The following is a 16801-nucleotide window of genomic DNA, read 5'->3' on the forward strand; positions in this document are numbered from 1 at the left end:
CCCGCGCGGTGTTGCGAGCGGTGCCGATCACCTCGAAGCCCGCCGCGGCGAAGGCGCGGGCCGTCTCCTTGCCGATCCCCGATGAGGCACCTGTCACGAGTGCCACCGGCCGAGTTGCCGCCATCACGAGCTCCCTTGGTTTTGACATACGTTCGTATGTCTTACGTTCGTACGACCATAGAGTGGTCGTCGGGTCGATGGCAAGTGGTCACGCGCGGCGATCCGAGAAAGATCTGAGTTCTTGTGCCGGGTGCTCGTGCGGTGTCGGGGTCCGACACGGTCCGTACAGGGCTACGGGTCTTGCTGAGCGGCTGAGCGGCTGAGCGGCTGAGCGGCTGGGCGGCCGGTCGACGAGTCTCGGCCCGGCCGCCCGCCGGTTGTCGGTGTCAAACAGGTGGAGGCTGTTGTGATCGTGGCGCTGGAGGTGATCCCGGAGGCATCATCCGCTGGTCGCGAACGGGTCTTCGCAGTCGGTGTTCACCGGCTCTCCTGACGTGCGATGCCGAGATAGTGGCCCAAGCGGAGTTCCAGCTCTTCGGGGCCCTTTTCAGCGGCGAGCTTCTCGAACCGGGACTGGAATGCCTGGGGGCCTGGCCAGGTCATGGAGCTCAGGAACTGCGTGTAGGCCGCTCGCAGGTCGGCATCGGGCGGGAGCGTCGCCCGGTTGACCTGAGCCTTGGCGGCTGCCAGCGCCGCCTTGTCGAACGACGCCAGCCGGGTTGCCATACCGTCCACGAAACCGTCCAGCTCGGCGTCGGCGACGGTGCGGGTCACCCATCCGTAGCGTTCTGCCGTGTCGGCGTCGTAGTCGTCGCTGCTGAGGATGGCTTCGAGTGCCCGATCCCGTCCGATGAGCCGGGGCAGGTGTTCTGTGCCCCCGCCGCCCGGGAGAATCCCGCCGCCGACCTCGGGCTGGCCGAACACCGCGTGCTCGCGGCTGGCGTAGCGCAGATCGCAGGCCAGGGCCAGTTCGTCCCCGCCGCCCCGGGTCCGTCCGCGGATGGACGCGATGCTGATGAACGGAGCTGTGGACAGCCCTACCACGAGATCGATCCACGCCGGCGTGGCCTCGGGATCGGACGGCATGAAGTCGGCGGCCCGGCCGAGATCGAAGTGGTTGAAGAAGTAGCCGGGTGTACTGCTGGTGAAGACGACAACGTGAACCTGCGGGTCCTCGCTCAGCTCCGTGACGACCTCGACCAGTCGGGACACGGTCTCCCCGACGATGAGATTCACCGGTGGATTGGAGAATGTGATCTTGCGGATTCCTGGTGTCAGCCGCTCCACGCTGATCGTGCTGGGTTGCGTCATCGTTCGCTCCAAGGCTGATCCTGACGGTTTGTCAGGGAGGTGTGTTCGTCGGGGCGCCCTGAACTGGCAGAGGAGACGCCCAGAACCAGGTCCGGCAGACGCGTGGTGACGAGCGGGTCGGTCGGCCGACTGGATGCGCAGCGCTGCTTGCCGAGGGCCGGGCGTTGCGACGCGGCACAACGTGCTGACGCGGCCGACGGTCGGGAAGGCGGTGTAGCGCAGCCTCGGTTTCGGGTCCGTGGCGCCGTGGCGATCGCGGCGTCCGTCACAACGAGCCGAGCCACTGTCCTGCCGACGCTCCCGACCCGGATCGCCGTCACCATGTCTTCCCCCTGCGGTGGGGCGCGAGTGCACTGATCACGCCCGACGCTACGAAGGAAGCGAAGAAAACGGATCCGTCACCGTGTCCGTCACCGTGTCCGTCAAGATGTGGCCTGGTGTCGTTGAACTCGGGTTCGCGGCAGTGACTCCGGGCGATCGCAACCATGAGGCTTCACGGCAAATGGACCTGTATCGGCGTGGCCGTACTGATGCTCGTCGGCGAGCCGGCCGGGGAACGGGCGGTGCTCATCGTGGCCGACGACGCCCAATGGCTGGATGAGCCGTCCGCACAGTGCCTGGCCTTTGTCGCGCGCCGACTGCGCAACGAGCCCGCGGTCTTGCTTCTCACCGGGCACGACGACCCCTGGGAGAAGCTGGCGGCCATGGAGGTTCGGGAGCTGGGCGACGAGGACACCCGTCTCCTGGCCCGTGCCGTCGCTGCCATCGGACGCGTCGCCGTGTCGCGTTCGGCGGCGGTGCCGGTGCGCTGGGCGACGAGCTCGGTGAGCTGCCGCGTCACGCGTCGAACTCTGGCGTCGCCTCCCGACCGCGAGGTCGCCGGCGAGGCCGGATCCGAACCTCCGGGCGACTTCGCCGGCCGGTCTGCGCCCCACCATCACTCAATGCGTGCCCTTGCCCAGATGGGTCTCGAACCAACGGGCCGCGGCGTCGGTGACAAGATCCCGGGAAAGGTGAGGCCAGTACACCCCGTAGTGTCCCCCGGAGATCATCGTGAGCTCCTTGGGCTCAAGCGCCGCTCATAGGCTTCCAGAGCGAGCGAGGGCGGAGTGGTCTGGTCGTCGCCGGCAACGACCATCAGCAGAGGCGTCGGGCTGATGCGGCGCATGAACGGACGCGCGTCATAGGCCAGCGCCCGTCCAGTCGATCGGATGGTCACACTGTTGATCCATCCTTCGGCGGGGCCCTGGGGACCACCCACGAGGTACTCGTAGTCCGCCGGGCCCTCGAAGAGGACGGCTTGGTCAGCCGGATCGGTCGGCATCCGCACCAGCTGGATACGGCCGGGCTCCTCACCCTTGAGCCTTCCCTGCCTGTCCTTGTCCATGTTGTCGTTGATCGCGGCGAGCGCGCCTTGGCCGTTTCCCAGGACGAACTGGTCGTAGCCAGAGATGAAGGGCACCTGGCTGACGACAGCTTTCACCCGGCGGTCCATGGAGGCCGCTACGAGCACCATTGCCCCGCTGTAGCTTGAGCCCCACAGGCCGATGCGGTCGCTGTCGAGCGCTGGATGCGGTGGTTCCTTCGAGAGCCCGGACATGCGAAAAGCCCGACCGACTGGCCGGGCTTCGGAGGCACTGCACGAACCAATGACACAGAATGAGCTACAGCTGGTCAGGGCGTCAAGCAGCGTTACGCGTGTTGTCAAGCGCGGGCGATATCCGCGAGGTCCCACAGGGCGATGGGCTGGCCACGGCAGGGTTGGGTGCGTACCCTGCGGGTGTGATGGCGTGGCTGTCGTCACGAAGGCCGCCCGTCGCGGCCGCGTGGTTGATCACTTCTCCAGTGTCGCTTAGCCTTGATCCACCGACGTGGTTTGAAAGTGATCTTCTGAGGTCTTTGGGCTGTTTTCGGGTCGGTGGATCAAGGCTTAGCTCGTGGCGGCGTCCTGCCCGTCCGCCCGGGCCCTGGTGCCGGGTTGACGCGTCCGGTCATGATCCACGAGGTCGGACTCCGGAGCCCGGTGGTCGATGCCGGTAGTGCCGAACCGGCTGCGGTAGCCACCCGGCGAGACTCCGAGGTTGCGGCGGAAGATCCGCCGCATCGTCTCCGGAGAGCCGAAGCCGGCCCGCCGCGCGACGGACTCCTGGCTTTCGTCGCTGGTCACCAGGAGCCGCTTGGCCGCCTCCAGCCGGGTCCGCTCCACATAACGGGCCGGCGTCATGCCCACCTCGTCACGGAACATCCGCGCCAGGTGGCGTTCGCTCACCGCGACGCGGCCAGCCATCGCGGCGGTCGAGTGGTCGGCGGCCGGGTCGAGGACCACCGCGTCCAGGACCTGGCGCAGGCCCCGCGTGGTGGGGATGCCCGCCTCGGACCAGACGCTGAACTGGGCCTGGCCGCCCGGACGTTGCAGGAAGACGACCATCCACCGGGCGACCCGGCGGGCGACGTCCGTGCCGTAGTCGTTCTCGACCATGGCCAGGGCCATGTCGGTGCCCGCGCTGATCCCGGCTCCGGTGATGACGGAGCCGTCCTGCACGAACAGGGCGTCCGGGTCAACCATGACGCGGGGGTACTCCCGGGCGAGCTGCGTGCAGTGTGCCCAGTGGGTGGTCGCATGACGCCCGTCCAGCATCCCGAGGGCGGCCAGCACGAACGCCCCGGTGCAGACCGAGGCGATCCGGGACGCTCGGGGCGCCAGTTCGCGGACCGCCGCCAGCGCCTCTGGGACGGTGTCCGGGGTCAGCTCCTCGGGTACGTCGTGCGTACCCGGGGTGAAGGTGAAGTCGGCCGGCACACCGCCCGGCACCAGGAGGGTGTCTATGGAGTCGGGGGCATCGGCCACCGGGATGTCCGCGGACAGCCGGGTGAACGAGGTCGTCCCGACGGGCTGCCCCGTGGGCGAGGCCAGCAGCACCCGGTACCGGGCCCCGAAGTCGTTGGCCCGGGCAAAGATCTCCAGCGGCGCCGCCACGTCCTGCAGCGTCACCTTGTCGTAGAGCACGAAGACCATCGTCCGTTCGGTGGCTCTCTCCGCGGCTGTGATGCTCCGTCTCATGGGACCGACCTCCTTGTTCCTTGTCCGAAATCGTGGCTCGTGTGTCCGTTGCAGCCCTTGGCCCCCATCCCGCCAGGGGCGAACGTGGAAGCCGAGCAAGTCGCCCCGGAACATCCGGGGCCCGGAGACCGCGGATTCCGCAGGCCTCAGGAGCCCACCGAAGCCAGCCGGACCATTACACGACGGGATGATTTCATGGCCGTAAAGCACCCCGAGCAACCTGGTGTCGCCCCTCGTTGAACTGTCAGTGATCGTACGCCGCGAGCAAAACGGTACGCGCGGCTCACCGTGCTTTATTGCCCGGCGATCCGAAAGGCGGGCCATTAAACGCTCGAAAGTCACCTCGTCCAAATTATTGTATTGCCCTTGTAGCCGCCCCACGGCCTCACCGACAGGCCGCCTGGGTGGCTTTTTGTGTTCGGATCGCACTGTAGATCGCCGCCAATTCCGGACACAATTTATTCAGTCACCGTTAACTCCGGCGAAATGAACTGGCTGGAATCTAGTCGTGTCGCACTGCTCCAAAGCCGACACCATCGGTCGCCAGAGCATCAGCGGTCACCGTCTCCCTGTCCGAATCATGCGGCAACGGGAACCAGTGAACCGCATATCTCGCACGCTTGAATCGAACCCCTTGAAGCGCTGGCATCGGCACCGTTCGTCGGGTCTCCTGATGGGAGCTTTCCGTATCGAGGTGCTCGCCCCCTTCCGCACCACAGCGGATAAATGGCTGCCTGTCTTTATTCGGGCATGAATTCCGCCGCGCCATTTTCGCGCCGGCGTCACTGAGGAGCATATATGGCCATGCGCCAGCTAGATGCTTTGTCGATCAGTATCGGTGTACTCGGGGGAGTCGCCACACTGATGACCGCAACCATCCTGACCGTTCCGGTCTGGGTCATCTTCATCGCCTGGGCCTCCTTCTTCATTCTCGGAGCCGGCACTGACGGCATGGTGAAGTCGATCGCCTCGAACCTGACCGGCATCGTCATCGCCTCGCTGACCCTGCTGGTCATCCACGCGCTGGGCAGTGGCACCGCCGCCGCCGCCATCACGGTGGGCGTCGGCAGCGCCGCCATGGTGCAGGCATCGAAGATCGGCCTGCTGTCGAAGATCCCCGCCATCGTGTGGGGCTTCGCCTCCACGGTCGGCACGGTGGCCGCCACGGGCCACGACATCACGACGGCATCCATTCACAACCCGGCGCTCATCGCGGCGCTGTCCATGGTCCTGGGTGCGGTGTTCGGCATCGCCTCGGAGTACTGGGGGACCGCGATGGCCGCTCGCCCGGCAGCCGAGCCGACTGCCGGACCGACACCGGAAGGGCAGTCATGAAGCTTCAGCACCACCTGGGCGGCCTGGAGAACCTGGGCCCGGTCGACTACGAGCCCCGAGTCTTCGTCGCGGACTGGGAGCAGCGGATCTTCGGCATCCATGTCGCCATGATGGGTCTGAGCGACCATCTCGGCGACGCGCAGCCCAAGTACCCGATCGACGAGGTGCCCACCACCTTCTCCTCCACCTGGACCTGGGCGGACCTGCGCAAGGGCGCCGAGGCGATGAACCCCTTCGCCTACTTCCAGTTCCGCTACTACGAGAAGTGGCTCGGCGGTATCAGCGGCTACTTCGTCTCCCAGGGATACATCACCGAGGAGGAACTCGAGGCGAAGGCCGCCGAGTACCTTCAGGACCCGGCGCTTGCGCTGCCCGACGGCGGGGACGAGCGCATCGACGACCAGGTCATCCGCTACCTGCGCGAGGGAGACTCCCCGCGCCAAGGGCCGGCCGACTCGCCGGCCTTCGCCGTCGGTGACCGGGTGACCGTCAAGGACATGCCCCCGACCGATCACACACGGCTTCCAGGCAACCTGCGCGGCCGCACCGGCACCGTCGAGCGGGTCTTCGAGGGCAACTACGCCTACTTCTGCTCCACCGGGCCCGACGGCATCGGGGAACCGATGCCCGTCTACATCGTGCGCTTCGAGCCCACCGACATCTGGGGCGAACTCGCCGAACCCGGCGCCGTCCTCTACGGCGAGATCTACCAGGCATACCTCACACCCGCGACGGAGGAACAGCAGTGACTGTACAGTTCGGCTACCCCGAGGACCGCGAAGCCGGCAGTGCCGCCCGCGTCCACGCACTTGAAGCCCTGCTCATCGAGAAGGGCGTGATCACCGGCGCCACCGTCGACAAGGTGCTCGGGTACTTCGAGACCGACATGACGCCGCTCAACGGGGCCAAGATCGTGGCCCGGGCCTGGACCGACCCCGAGTTCGCCGAGCGGCTCGTCAAGGACACGCCGGCAGCCGTCGCCGAACTCGACCTCCCGGTCGGCATGGACGGAGCCGAAGGCGAGCACCTGATGGCCGTAGCCAACGCCCCCGACGTGCACAACCTGGTCATCTGCACCCTTTGTTCCTGCTTCCCCTGGCCCGTACTCGGCCTTCCCCCGTACTGGTACAAGGACCCGACCTTCCGCGCCCGCGCCGCCCGTGAGCCCCGCGTCGTGCTGAAGGAGATCGGCCTGGACCTGGACCCCTCCGTCGAACTGCGGGTGTGGGACAGCAGCGGTCACTCGCGCTGGTTCGTCGTACCGAGCAGACCCGCCGGTACCGAAGGCATGAGCGAGGAGGAACTCGCCGCCCTGGTCACGACCGAATCGATGATCGGCATCGCCGTGGTCCCCGCCCCGGCAACCTGACCCCTGCCCAACACCAAGGAGAAAGGGCCGCCATGGAGGCAACCGCCACCACAGCACCCCTGCATGAGTCCTGCATCACCGACATGAATGCGCCCACGTTCGACGCCGACTGGCAACGCCGCGCGTTCGGCGTCGCCGTTGCCCTGTCGGAGTTCGGGCACTATCCCTGGGACGCGTTCCAGCAGCAGCTCATCGCCGCCATCGGCGACTGGGAGACCACCCCGGCACCTGAGCAGGGTAGCTGGCAGTACTACGACCACTGGCTCGCCGCGCTCGAACGCGTACTGATCGACCACGGCCTGGTGGCCGAGGACGAACTGCGCGCCCTTCTCGGGGCGTAACGAGCATTCGCACTTCACCCGTCCACCGGCCGCCATCCGCAGGGTTGCTTCCCCCAACCCTGCGGATGCGGCTCCCACCCTCATGCTGCCGACGTGTCGGCACCGCGCGGTGCTGCCCTGCCAAGGATGTGTGTGTGACCACTACGACCATCACCGCCGGCCGATGGACCCGCGCCGAACGGCTGCGCCTCACGGGCATCGTCGGCGTCATCGCCGCACTGCACGTCATCGGATGGAGCCTCTACCTCTTCTACGCCAGTGGCCCGGCCGGCGCCGGAGCCTTCGCCGGAGCCGGAACGCTCGCCTACACCCTCGGCATGCGGCACGCCTTCGACGCCGACCACATCGCAGCCATCGACGACACCACCAGGCTGATGATGCAACGCGGACGCAGACCGCTCGGCGTCGGCTTCTTCTTCGCCATGGGCCACTCCACCGTGGTACTCGCCATCGCCTTCATCGTTGCGCTCGCCGCCGGCGCCGGAACGGGCATCGACAGCTTCCGCAACGTCGGCGGCCTGGTCTCCCAGATCGTCGCCATGCTGTTCCTCCTGCTCGTTGCCGCCCTCAACGTCATGGTGCTGGCCGGCATCGTCGCTCTGTGGCGACGCATGACCGAAGGCCAGCTGGACGAGCGAGAACTGGAACTGCAACTCCTCAGCCGCGGCCTGATGAACCGTATCCTCGGTCGCCGCGCCCGCGGGCTCATCCGCTCCTCCTGGCACATGTACCCGATCGGCATCCTCTTCGGCCTCGGCCTGGAAACCGCCAGCGAGATCACCCTGCTCGCCCTGTCTGCCAGCACCGCCTCCAACGGCTCCGGCCTTCCCGCCCTGGCCGCTCTCTCCCTCCCCCTGCTCTTCGCCGCGGGCATGAGCGCGTTCGACACCGCCGATAGCCTGCTGATGACGCGCGCCTACTCCTGGGCCTACCGCAGCCCCGCCCGCAGGCTCTACTACAACATCGCCACCACCGGCATGACCGTGGCCGTCGCTGCATTCATCGCCAGCGTCTACATCGCCGCTCTGATCGCCGACGCCACCGGAGCGGGCGGCCCCCTGGCCGCGTACGCCTCTCTGGCGGACCACTTCGAGATGCTCGGCTACATCGTCGTCGCCATCTTCGCCACCTCCTGGCTCGCCGCAGCGGCCATATGGCGCTATCGCGGACTGGCCCAGAAGTACGGCGACCGCCAAGGTGCGCGCCCATAAGAATCTGCCCCCGAGGCGGTCACACGACCGGCCGCTGCGACACCGACGGTCAGCCCCGCCCGGTCTGGTACCGCGCCCACATCTTCACCCCGCCCGGTGCGGAGCGGAACACCGGCATGGTGCCTCCCCGAACCACTCCCCCGCCTGGCCACCACACCCACAACGGCTCCGGCGCCGGCGCCCGGGGCCGTCTCGCCACATGCGCACGAGGCAGCCAGGTCCAGCCGCACGGGAGCCCGACCGGGGCGGTGCGTTGATGTAGCACTTCGTCTCGTCCGCTACGGCGGTTCACCGAGCGAAGCAGCACGCCATGAAGTGGGCGGCGAGCATCACGCCGATGCCGACCAGCGACCGCTCCCAGCCACTGGCACACAGCCCTGTCGCTGGTGCTTGGCGCTCACGGTCCGGGGCCGCCGGGGGCCGGCCGGACATCAGAGTGAGGCCCCGGCGCACTGGACGAGTTGCTGCCCGGTGATCGCTCCGCCGTCCGGGCCGAGGAGGAACGCGGTCAGGCCGGCGACCTCGTCGGGAGTGACGAGGCGGCCCAGGGGCGGGTGTGCCGGGGGAGTGCGGGCGCGGCCGGGGTCGGACAGCATCGGAGTGTCGGTCGGGCCGGGGGCGATCACGTTGACGGTGATGCCACGGGCGGCGAGTTCCGCGGCCCAGGAGCGCGCGAGCGCGGGCAGGGCGGCCTTGGTCGCGGCGTACTGGCTCTTGCCGGGTACGCCGGTCGCGGTGCGGCTGCCGACGAGGACCACGCGGGCCCCGTCGGGCAGCCGGTCGGCGAGCGTGTCGACGAGGATCGTGGCGGCGTGGACGTGCACCCGCCACATCAACTCGCCGTCGTCGGCGGACAGTTCACCCAGCGGTGCCGAGCGCTGGAGTCCGGCGGCGTGCACGACGGCGTCAGGGGCGGGTATGCCGTCGAGGATCCGGACCAACTCGGTGGGCTCGGCCAGATCCGCCGGGAGCCAGCTCAGCCCCGGCGCGGGTACCGGACGGCGACGGCTGATCCCGGTGACCTGCCATCCCTCCCGCAGCAGGCGACCACTGATCGCCTCGCCGATTCCAGAACTGACCCCGGTGACCAGGGCGTGCCGTGTCTCAGCCATGGCACACCCGCCCGGCCCGGATCCCAGCGGGCTCGGCGCTGTCCGTCAAGGTCATGAGGACGACGTCCGGTGCTCCGGCTCGGTGGACGGCGCCACCTCGGTCAGTACTACCTCGACGCCGCGTCCACGCAACTCGGCCACGACCGACGGGTCGGCGCCGTCGTCGGTGACGAGGGTCCAGTCGGCCGGGAGCTTCGCCCAGGCGTGGAAGGGGCGGCGGCCGAGCTTCGCCGCGTGCGCGAGGACGTACACATGGTCGGCGCGGCGGGCCATCAGTTCCTTCAGCCGCGTCTGGCGCAGGTCGGCCTCGCAGATGCCGTGCTCGGGCGAGATGCCGTCGGTACCGAGGAAGACCCGGTCGAAGGTCATCCGTTCCAGCGCGGCCTCGGTCAGCGGACCGACGAAGCCCTGGCTCAGCGGCCGCAGAGTGCCGCCGAGACACTCGACGTGCACCGTCTCGACGTCGGAGAGTTCCTGAAGGGCCGTCAGGCCCGTGGTGGCGACCGTCAGTTCCTTCGCGGAGCGCAGTTCGTGGGCGAGGGCGCCCACGGTCGATCCGGCGTCCAGCAGCACGGTTTCACCGGCGCGCACCTCGGCGGCGGCCCGGCGTGCGATGGCCCGCTTCTCCTCGAACGCCTCGCCCGTACGCTGGCGGAGCGACGCCTCGGGATGGGCGGTCAGCGCCATGGCGCCGCCGTAGGTGCGGGCCAGCCGGCCGTCGGCGGTCAGCTTGGCGAGGTCGCGGCGGATCGTGGAGGGCGTGACACCGAAGCGTCGCGACAACTCCTCCACGCTGGTGAGGCCGGTCGTGGTGGCCACATACAGGATCCGTTCGCGCCGGGCCTTGGATCCGAGGGGAGACATCTGTCGTGGAGTCCTTCTCTGCGCGGACTGCGGACTGCGGACTGCGGTCTCAGCGGACCGCTACGGACGACATCTCGGCTGCCTGGCGCACGGCCTCGACCATGCTACCGGCCTCGGCCACGCCCTTGCCCGCGATGTCGAAGGCCGTTCCATGGTCCACCGAGGTGCGGATGACGGGCAGTCCCACGGTCAGGTTGACGCCCGCCTCGATGCCCAGCACCTTCACCGGGCCGTGCCCCTGGTCGTGGTACATCGCGACGATCAGGTCGTAGTCGCCGCGCCCGGCGAGGAAGAAGGCCGTGTCGGCCGGGAGAGGCCCGCGGGCGTCGATGCCGTCCGCGCGCAGCACGTCGAGGGCGGGGACGATCTTCTCCTCCTCCTCGCCGTAGCCGAACAGTCCGTTCTCACCCGCGTGCGGGTTGATGCCGCAGACGCCGATCACCGGCTTCGCGACACCGGCCCGCACCATCGCGTCGTGACCGCGTCGCACCGTGCGCTCGACCAGGCCCGGCTCGATGCGCCGTACGGCGTCGATCAGGCCGACGTGGGTGGTGACGTGAATGACCTTCACCTTGGGGGTCGACAGCATCATCGACACCTCGTCCACGCCGGTGAGGTGGGCCAGCAACTCGGTGTGGCCCGGGTAGAGGTGCCCGGCGGAGTGCAGGGCCTCCTTGTTGAGCGGCGCGGTGCAGATGCCGTGCACGGCGCCCTTCAACGCGAGGTCCGCGGCCACCCGTACGTACTGGTAGGCGGCCTCGCCGGCGAGGGCGGACAGTTCGCCCCAGGGCAGGTCGGCGGGGAGCAGGTCCAGGTCCACGACGTTGACGCGGCCCGGCGGGAACTCGGCCTCGCCCGGGGCGGTCACGGAGACGATGTCGCAGTCGACACCCAGGATCGCGGCGGCCTGCCGCAGCCGCCCGGCATCACCGATGACGACGGGACGGCAGCGGGCGAGGGTGTCCGGGTGCAGCAGCGCCGGGACGATCACCTCGGGGCCGATGCCCGCGCCGTCTCCCATGGTCACCGCGATGAGCGGCAGCGAACGGTGGTTGTCGGCGGTGGGGATCGCGTTCACCGGGAGGTCTCCTTGCGGTGGGAGGTGGGGGAGGTCCGGCCGGAGCGCCGTGGCGATCCGCAGCAGGGAATCGGTGTCGCCGAAACTGCCGGGCCGGGTGACGACTTGGCGTCCGTCGGGCGTGAGTGCGTGGACGGCGCCGTGGTGGATCTGGCCGAGCGGCGCCAGGTGCGCGACGCCGAGCGCGTCGAGGACGCGGCGGGCGGTCTCTCCACCGGTCAGGACGAGGTCGGCATCGCCTGCGTGGTCGGCGGCGAGACGGGCGAGTGCGGACACCAGACGGCGTGCCGAACCGGGCCGGATGCCCGGGCCGCCGTCGATGCTGAGGACGGTGACACCGCCCGACACGCTGCCAGACATATCCGGTGTGCCGGGGGTGGACCGGACGTGGGAGGTCAGGGCGTCGGGATGCACGTGCACATGGCGTGCACCGTGCTCCGTGAGTTGCGCGATCTGCGCAGGCGCGGAGGGATCGGCGGTGCCGACGACGACCAGGAGGGGCCGTCGCCGGCGCCCCCCGGCCGGAGCTGGAGCCGGAGCCGCTTGTCCCGCTGCCGACGTCCCGTCGATACGCCTCAGCAGGCGGCCGACCGCCGCGGCGAGGCCGCTGGTGCCCGTCAGGCGGACGCCGGGGCCGCAGGCGAGCGCCGCCTCGGCGATCAAGTCCAGGTCCGAGTCCGTCTCGGCGTCGCACACCGGAAGGTGTCCGGCGCCGACCGCCGCGCGCAGCACTGCGGGCAACGCGTCGCCCCGTACCGCCTCCAGCGGGACGAGCGTCGTACGGGCGTCCCCGAGCGCGGCGGAGATCGACGGCGGGGGCGAGGTGCTCTCCGCCCGCCAGGCGTCCGTGGTGTGCAGGGGGACGCCGTCGAGATGGACGACACCGCCGCGGACCGTGCGGCCGAGGGCGGGCAGGGCGGTGGCGACGACGACGCCCTGCCCGCCCTCGGCGCAGGCGGCCGTCTCGGCGGCGAGGTTGCCCCGCAGCAGTGAGTCGGCCTTCTTCAGCACCAGAACGTCCGAGGGCGCGGCTCGCAGTGCCTCGCGTACGCGCCGGGCCGCGTCGGCCGCGGGCAGGCACCGGCAGTCGAGGTCGACCACGACGGCCTCGCCGTACGCGTGCGGATCCAAGGGCGCCGGACCGAGCACGATCCCGGCCGGCGCGCCGAGCGCCACCGCGGTCTCCGCCGCTCCGGACAGGTCGTCGGCGAGGGCGAGGACACGTCGCGGTGCCGNGCAGTGCCTCGCGTACGCGCCGGGCCGCGTCGGCCGCGGGCAGGCACCGGCAGTCGAGGTCGACCACGACGGCCTCGCCGTACGCGTGCGGATCCAAGGGCGCCGGACCGAGCACGATCCCGGCCGGCGCGCCGAGCGCCACCGCGGTCTCCGCCGCTCCGGACAGGTCGTCGGCGAGGGCGAGGACACGTCGCGGTGCCGCTCCCTCACGGAGCGGGGAGGGGGAGGGGAAGGACACGTCATCCTCCTGGACCTGTAGTCGAGCCGGGGGCATGCGGGGCGGCCCCGGCGCTCGATGATGGCACAGTCTGCGCGATGTGCGCGAGACCTATTGCGTGATTCGCGCAACCGTGGAACGGTTTCCGGCGCGACAGAAACCGACGGCAACCGACGGCGTCCTGCGGGACCGGACGCCGTCCCGAGCCGGTCGCCGCACAAAAAACCCCGAGAGGTCGACGATGACCCGAACTCCTCCGAGTGAGACGCCCAGCCGTCGCACCCTGCTGCGCTGGGGCGCCGCGGGCGGCGCCGGTCTCGCTCTCTCCCCGCTGGCCGCCTGCGCCGGACCCACCGGCGCCCCCGGCCCCGGCACCCTCACGCTCGGGCTGAACCGCTCGCTGGTCAGCCTGGACAACAAGCTCAACCAGTTCGACGCCGCGGTGACCGTGCAGCGGGCCGTGCGTCAGGCCCTCACGGCCATCGGCCCGGACATGCGACTCGCGCTGGTCCTCGCCGACCGGTTCGAGATGACCGCGCCGACCACCTGGAGCGTCCGCCTGCGCGACGGGATCCGCTACTCCGACGGACGGCCCGTGACCGTAGACGACGTGGCCACCGCGGTGCGGATGTACGGAGAGGTCGCCGGATCGTTCATCCTCGGCCTGTTCCCCGAACTCCCCGACGTCGAGGCGACGGGCGAACGCACCTTCCGGCTCCACACCCGCAACCCGGTGCCCGTCCTGGACCGGCTGATGGCCAACATCCTCATCACCCCGGCGAAGGACAACCGGCCCGAGGAGCTCCGCTCCGGCGTCGGCACCGGCCCCTACCGGGTGGCCGGCGCCAACAGCGGCGCGGGCGAGTACACCCTGGCCCGCGTCCCGGGGTACTGGGGCGGGCGGCCGCCTGTCGAACGCGTCCGGGTCCGCTTCGTACCGGAGGAGTCGAGCCGGGTCGTCGCCCTGCGCAGCGGCGAACTGGACGTCATCGACACCATCACCCCCGACTCCGCCGAACAGCTCACCGGGCTGCCCGGCGTGCACCTGGAGCAGACCTCCGGGGTGCGGATCTGCCAGCTCTTCTACAACTTCCGCAAGCCGAAGAAGCATCCGCTGGCCGACGCCCGGGTGCGCCGGGCGCTGACGTACGCCATCGACGGCGAGTCCCTCGTCCGGGATGTGCTCACCGACTCGGCCGAGCAGGCCCGGGGAGTCGTCCCCCTCAGTCTCCAGGGCGCCGAACCCACCGGCAGTTACGTCCACGACCCCGCACGCGCACGGCAGTTGCTCAGGTCCCTGGGCGCCGACAGGCTGCGGATCAAAATCATCTGGGAGTCGGGCGAGTTCGCCGCGGACGCCTCCGTGATGGAGGCCGTCGCGGAGATGCTGAAGGACGTCGGTGTGCGCGCCACCCTGCAGCAGTTCGAGCCCGGCGGCGACATCCTCAAGTGGCGCCAGGGCAAGGGAGGCGACTGGGACGTCATCGGCAACGGCTTCCCCGGCACCACCGGCCAGGCCACCACCATGCTGCAGGCGATGTACGCGGGCACCGCCGAGGACGAGCGCACCGGTGACGCGTTCATGGGCTACGTCATCCCCGGCATCGCCCGACAGCTGTCCGACGCGGCCACCGAGACCGACCCCGCAACCCGTGACCGCAAGCTGGCCGCCGCCCAGCACGCCGTCTGGGACACCTGGCCGGCCATGTGGGCCTTCGTGCCGAAGACCGTGCTCGCCCGCCGCGCACGCGTCGACGGCATCCGGCTGCTGCCGATCAACTCCTACGACCTGACCGCCGTACGGCTGGAGGGCTGAGCCGTGACCAAGTACCTCGCCCGCCGTCTCGGCCAGAGCCTGCTGACCGTCTTCCTGACCATCTCCACGGTCTTCGTGCTGGTCCGGCTCGCCCCCGGAGACCCCGCCGCCGCATACGCGCCGCCGAGCGCCACCACCGCCGACCTGGAGCGGATCCGCGCCCAGTTCGGCCTCGACAAGCCCTTGATCACCCAGTACGGGATCTTCCTGCGCGACCTGCTGAGCGGCGACCTCGGCACCAGCTACTCCTTCCACGACTCCGCCCTCAGCGTGGTCCTGGACCGCATGCCCTACACGATCACGCTCTCCCTCGCGGCGATCGCCGTCACCGTGGCCGTCGCCGTCCCGCTCGGGGTGTGGATGGCACGCCACGCCGACAGCTCGCGCGAACTCGGCGCCAACGTCCTGACCATCACCGGACAGTCCATGCCGGACTTCTGGACCGGCGTGATGCTGCTGACCGTCTTCGCCGTGCTGCTGCCGGTGCTGCCCGCCTCCGGCTTCACCTCCTGGAGCGGCCTCGTCCTGCCGACCCTCACCATCGCGATCCTCCAACTCGCCCTCATCTCACGGCTCGTACGCCGCGAGATGACCACGGCACTCGCCTCGCCGTACATCACCGTGGCCCGCTCGCGCGGTGTCTCCGAACGGGCCCTCACCTGGCGGTACGCCCTCGCCAACTCGTCCGTCCCGCTGGTCACAGCCGTCGGCACCCGCTTCGCGGCACTGCTCAACGGCGTCGTGCTGGTCGAGGTCGTCTTCGGCTGGCCCGGCGTCGGTTCCCTCGTCGTCCGCGCCCTGGAGACCCGCGACTACCCGCTCATCCAGGCAACCGTCCTGGTCACGGCGACCCTCGCCATCCTCGTCCAGCTCCTCGTCGACCTCGCCTACCCGCTCCTCGACCCGCGGGTCCGACTCGGAAAGGCGGCCTGACCATGTCCGCCACGCTCACACCGTCCGCCGACAGCACCCGGTCCAGTGCCGTCACCGCCCGGCACCTGGCCCGCGCCACCGCCACCAGGCAGCGGCGCAGCGCCCGCTTCAAGCTGTGGGCGGGAGCCCTGTGCACCGCGCTGGTCGCCCTGCCGGTGGCCCTCGCCAGCCTGCTTCCGCTGCCGGACCCGGACGCCCAGAACCTCGCGGGGCGCCGGCTGCCGCCGCTCACCGACGGGCACCTGTTCGGCACCGACCAGCTCGGACGCGATCTGCTCTCCCGCATCCTGCACGGCGGCCAGGTCTCACTGACCGTGGGCGTCCTCGCCGTCGTCGTCTCCGGGCTCATCGGGATCGCCGCAGGCGCGGCGGCCGGCTACTTCGGAGGCTGGATCGACACGGTCGTCAGCCGGCTCCTGGAAGCCCAGCTGGCGCTGCCCCTGCTGATGATGCTGCTGCTCGTCGTCGCCCTCTTCGGCCCGTCGGTCACCGTCATCACCTGCGTGATCGCGATCGCCCAGTGGCCGGAAGTGGCCCGGCTGACCCGCTCCCTGGTCCTCGTCGAACGCGAGAAACCGTATGTGGCGGCCGCCCGTCTGCTCGGTATGCGCAACTGGTCGGTCCTGGGACGGCACATCATCCCCAACGTCCTGCGCCCCGCGAGTCTGGTGGTCCTGCTGCTGCTCGCCCAGGCCGTGCTCCTGGAGAGCGCCCTCAGCTTCCTGGGCGCGGGACCCCAGCGGCCGTTCGCCACCTGGGGCCGCATCATCTCCGACGGTCAGGACTACATCACCACCTCCTGGTGGCTGGTCACGCTCCCCGGCCTGGTCATCGCCCTCCTCGTGGTCGGCGTCAACCTCATGGGCGACGGCCTGCGCGACCGCATCCGTACGACGAAGCCCGCGAAGGGAGCCTGA

At 69.8% G+C, this 16801-nt stretch carries 16 protein-coding genes; 9 read left to right on the forward strand and 7 right to left on the reverse strand.

Annotated elements, in window-relative coordinates:
* Nucleotides 1–124, reverse strand: a 124-nt coding sequence (locus ACWBNA_RS45580; protein WP_482707379.1) for an SDR family NAD(P)-dependent oxidoreductase, incomplete at its 3' end; no start/stop codon positions are given.
* A gap of 353 nt (nucleotides 125–477) precedes the next feature.
* Nucleotides 478–1311, reverse strand: a complete 834-nt coding sequence (locus tag ACWBNA_RS45585) for an enoyl-CoA hydratase/isomerase family protein (RefSeq protein ID WP_482710498.1) — start codon at nucleotides 1309–1311, stop codon at nucleotides 478–480.
* A gap of 518 nt (nucleotides 1312–1829) precedes the next feature.
* Here ACWBNA_RS45585 and ACWBNA_RS45590 point away from each other — a divergent pair.
* Nucleotides 1830–2396, forward strand: a complete 567-nt coding sequence (locus ACWBNA_RS45590) for a hypothetical protein (protein WP_482710499.1) — start codon at nucleotides 1830–1832, stop codon at nucleotides 2394–2396.
* Here ACWBNA_RS45590 and ACWBNA_RS45595 read toward each other — a convergent pair.
* Both ACWBNA_RS45595 and ACWBNA_RS45600 read right to left on the reverse strand, forming a co-directional pair.
* Nucleotides 2360–2911, reverse strand: a complete 552-nt coding sequence (locus ACWBNA_RS45595; RefSeq protein ID WP_482710500.1) for an alpha/beta hydrolase — start codon at nucleotides 2909–2911, stop codon at nucleotides 2360–2362. The two genes, ACWBNA_RS45590 and ACWBNA_RS45595, sit on opposite strands and share 37 nt — an antisense overlap.
* Nucleotides 2912–3241: 330 nt before the next feature.
* Nucleotides 3242–4372 (reverse strand): GlxA family transcriptional regulator, encoded by a 1131-nt coding sequence (locus ACWBNA_RS45600; RefSeq protein WP_482710501.1) that lies wholly within the window; start codon nucleotides 4370–4372, stop codon nucleotides 3242–3244.
* Between the two features lie 798 nt (nucleotides 4373–5170).
* Here ACWBNA_RS45600 and ACWBNA_RS45605 point away from each other — a divergent pair.
* The 5 genes from ACWBNA_RS45605 (at nucleotide 5171) to ACWBNA_RS45625 (ending at nucleotide 8628) form a co-directional block, all read left to right on the forward strand.
* On the forward strand, nucleotides 5171–5707 hold the full coding sequence (locus ACWBNA_RS45605; protein WP_482710502.1) for a DUF1097 domain-containing protein: 537 nt from the start codon (nucleotides 5171–5173) through the stop codon (nucleotides 5705–5707).
* The gene (gene nthB, locus ACWBNA_RS45610; RefSeq protein ID WP_471563634.1) at nucleotides 5704–6456 is read left to right on the forward strand and encodes a nitrile hydratase subunit beta; all 753 of its coding nucleotides are present in this window, start codon (nucleotides 5704–5706) and stop codon (nucleotides 6454–6456) included. Before ACWBNA_RS45605 ends, nthB begins: the two co-directional genes overlap by 4 nt.
* Complete coding sequence (gene nthA / locus ACWBNA_RS45615; RefSeq protein ID WP_482710503.1) at nucleotides 6453–7076, forward strand: nitrile hydratase subunit alpha; 624 nt, start codon at nucleotides 6453–6455, stop codon at nucleotides 7074–7076. Before nthB ends, nthA begins: the two co-directional genes overlap by 4 nt.
* A gap of 32 nt (nucleotides 7077–7108) precedes the next feature.
* Complete coding sequence (locus ACWBNA_RS45620) at nucleotides 7109–7417, forward strand: nitrile hydratase accessory protein (protein WP_482710504.1); 309 nt, start codon at nucleotides 7109–7111, stop codon at nucleotides 7415–7417.
* Between the two features lie 134 nt (nucleotides 7418–7551).
* On the forward strand, nucleotides 7552–8628 hold the full coding sequence (locus ACWBNA_RS45625; RefSeq protein WP_482710505.1) for a HoxN/HupN/NixA family nickel/cobalt transporter: 1077 nt from the start codon (nucleotides 7552–7554) through the stop codon (nucleotides 8626–8628).
* Nucleotides 8629–9059: 431 nt separating this feature from the next.
* On the opposite strand, the gene ACWBNA_RS45630 is transcribed toward ACWBNA_RS45625, so the two are convergent.
* The 3 genes from ACWBNA_RS45630 to pdxA are packed head-to-tail and all read right to left on the reverse strand — an operon-like array spanning nucleotide 9060 to nucleotide 12858.
* Nucleotides 9060–9740 (reverse strand): SDR family NAD(P)-dependent oxidoreductase, encoded by a 681-nt coding sequence (locus ACWBNA_RS45630; protein ID WP_482710506.1) that lies wholly within the window; start codon nucleotides 9738–9740, stop codon nucleotides 9060–9062.
* Between the two features lie 51 nt (nucleotides 9741–9791).
* A complete protein-coding gene (locus tag ACWBNA_RS45635; RefSeq protein WP_482710507.1) occupies nucleotides 9792–10604 on the reverse strand; it encodes a DeoR/GlpR family DNA-binding transcription regulator in 813 nt (270 codons plus the stop codon).
* Between the two features lie 49 nt (nucleotides 10605–10653).
* Nucleotides 10654–12858 carry a 4-hydroxythreonine-4-phosphate dehydrogenase PdxA gene (gene pdxA, locus ACWBNA_RS45640; protein ID WP_482710508.1) on the reverse strand — a complete coding sequence of 735 codons (2205 nt, stop codon included), beginning with the start codon at nucleotides 12856–12858 and terminating at the stop codon, nucleotides 10654–10656.
* A 518-nt stretch (nucleotides 12859–13376) separates the two neighbouring features.
* Between pdxA and ACWBNA_RS45645 the strand changes: the two genes are divergently transcribed.
* The 3 genes from ACWBNA_RS45645 to ACWBNA_RS45655 are packed head-to-tail and all read left to right on the forward strand — an operon-like array spanning nucleotide 13377 to nucleotide 16801.
* A complete protein-coding gene (locus tag ACWBNA_RS45645; RefSeq protein ID WP_482710509.1) occupies nucleotides 13377–14951 on the forward strand; it encodes an ABC transporter substrate-binding protein in 1575 nt (524 codons plus the stop codon).
* 3 nt (nucleotides 14952–14954) lie between these two features.
* Nucleotides 14955–15884 carry an ABC transporter permease gene (locus ACWBNA_RS45650; protein WP_482710510.1) on the forward strand — a complete coding sequence of 310 codons (930 nt, stop codon included), beginning with the start codon at nucleotides 14955–14957 and terminating at the stop codon, nucleotides 15882–15884.
* Nucleotides 15885–15886: 2 nt separating this feature from the next.
* Nucleotides 15887–16801: an ABC transporter permease gene (locus ACWBNA_RS45655; RefSeq protein WP_482710511.1), complete on the forward strand. Its 915-nt coding sequence runs from the start codon at nucleotides 15887–15889 to the stop codon at nucleotides 16799–16801.

It is taken from the genome of Streptomyces sp. Q2, assembly GCF_056820935.1.

Coding starts and splice junctions, on each gene's coding strand:
- ACWBNA_RS45585 (WP_482710498.1), bottom strand. CDS start 1,311: ATGACGCAACCCAGCACGATCAGCGTGGAGCGGCTGACACCAGGAATC.
- ACWBNA_RS45595 (WP_482710500.1), bottom strand. CDS start 2,911: ATGTCCGGGCTCTCGAAGGAACCACCGCATCCAGCGCTCGACAGCGAC.
- ACWBNA_RS45600 (WP_482710501.1), bottom strand. CDS start 4,372: ATGAGACGGAGCATCACAGCCGCGGAGAGAGCCACCGAACGGACGATG.
- ACWBNA_RS45605 (WP_482710502.1), top strand. CDS start 5,171: ATGGCCATGCGCCAGCTAGATGCTTTGTCGATCAGTATCGGTGTACTC.
- nthB (WP_471563634.1), top strand. CDS start 5,704: ATGAAGCTTCAGCACCACCTGGGCGGCCTGGAGAACCTGGGCCCGGTC.
- ACWBNA_RS45620 (WP_482710504.1), top strand. CDS start 7,109: ATGGAGGCAACCGCCACCACAGCACCCCTGCATGAGTCCTGCATCACC.
- ACWBNA_RS45630 (WP_482710506.1), bottom strand. CDS start 9,740: ATGGCTGAGACACGGCACGCCCTGGTCACCGGGGTCAGTTCTGGAATC.
- ACWBNA_RS45635 (WP_482710507.1), bottom strand. CDS start 10,604: ATGTCTCCCCTCGGATCCAAGGCCCGGCGCGAACGGATCCTGTATGTG.
- ACWBNA_RS45645 (WP_482710509.1), top strand. CDS start 13,377: ATGACCCGAACTCCTCCGAGTGAGACGCCCAGCCGTCGCACCCTGCTG.
- ACWBNA_RS45655 (WP_482710511.1), top strand. CDS start 15,887: ATGTCCGCCACGCTCACACCGTCCGCCGACAGCACCCGGTCCAGTGCC.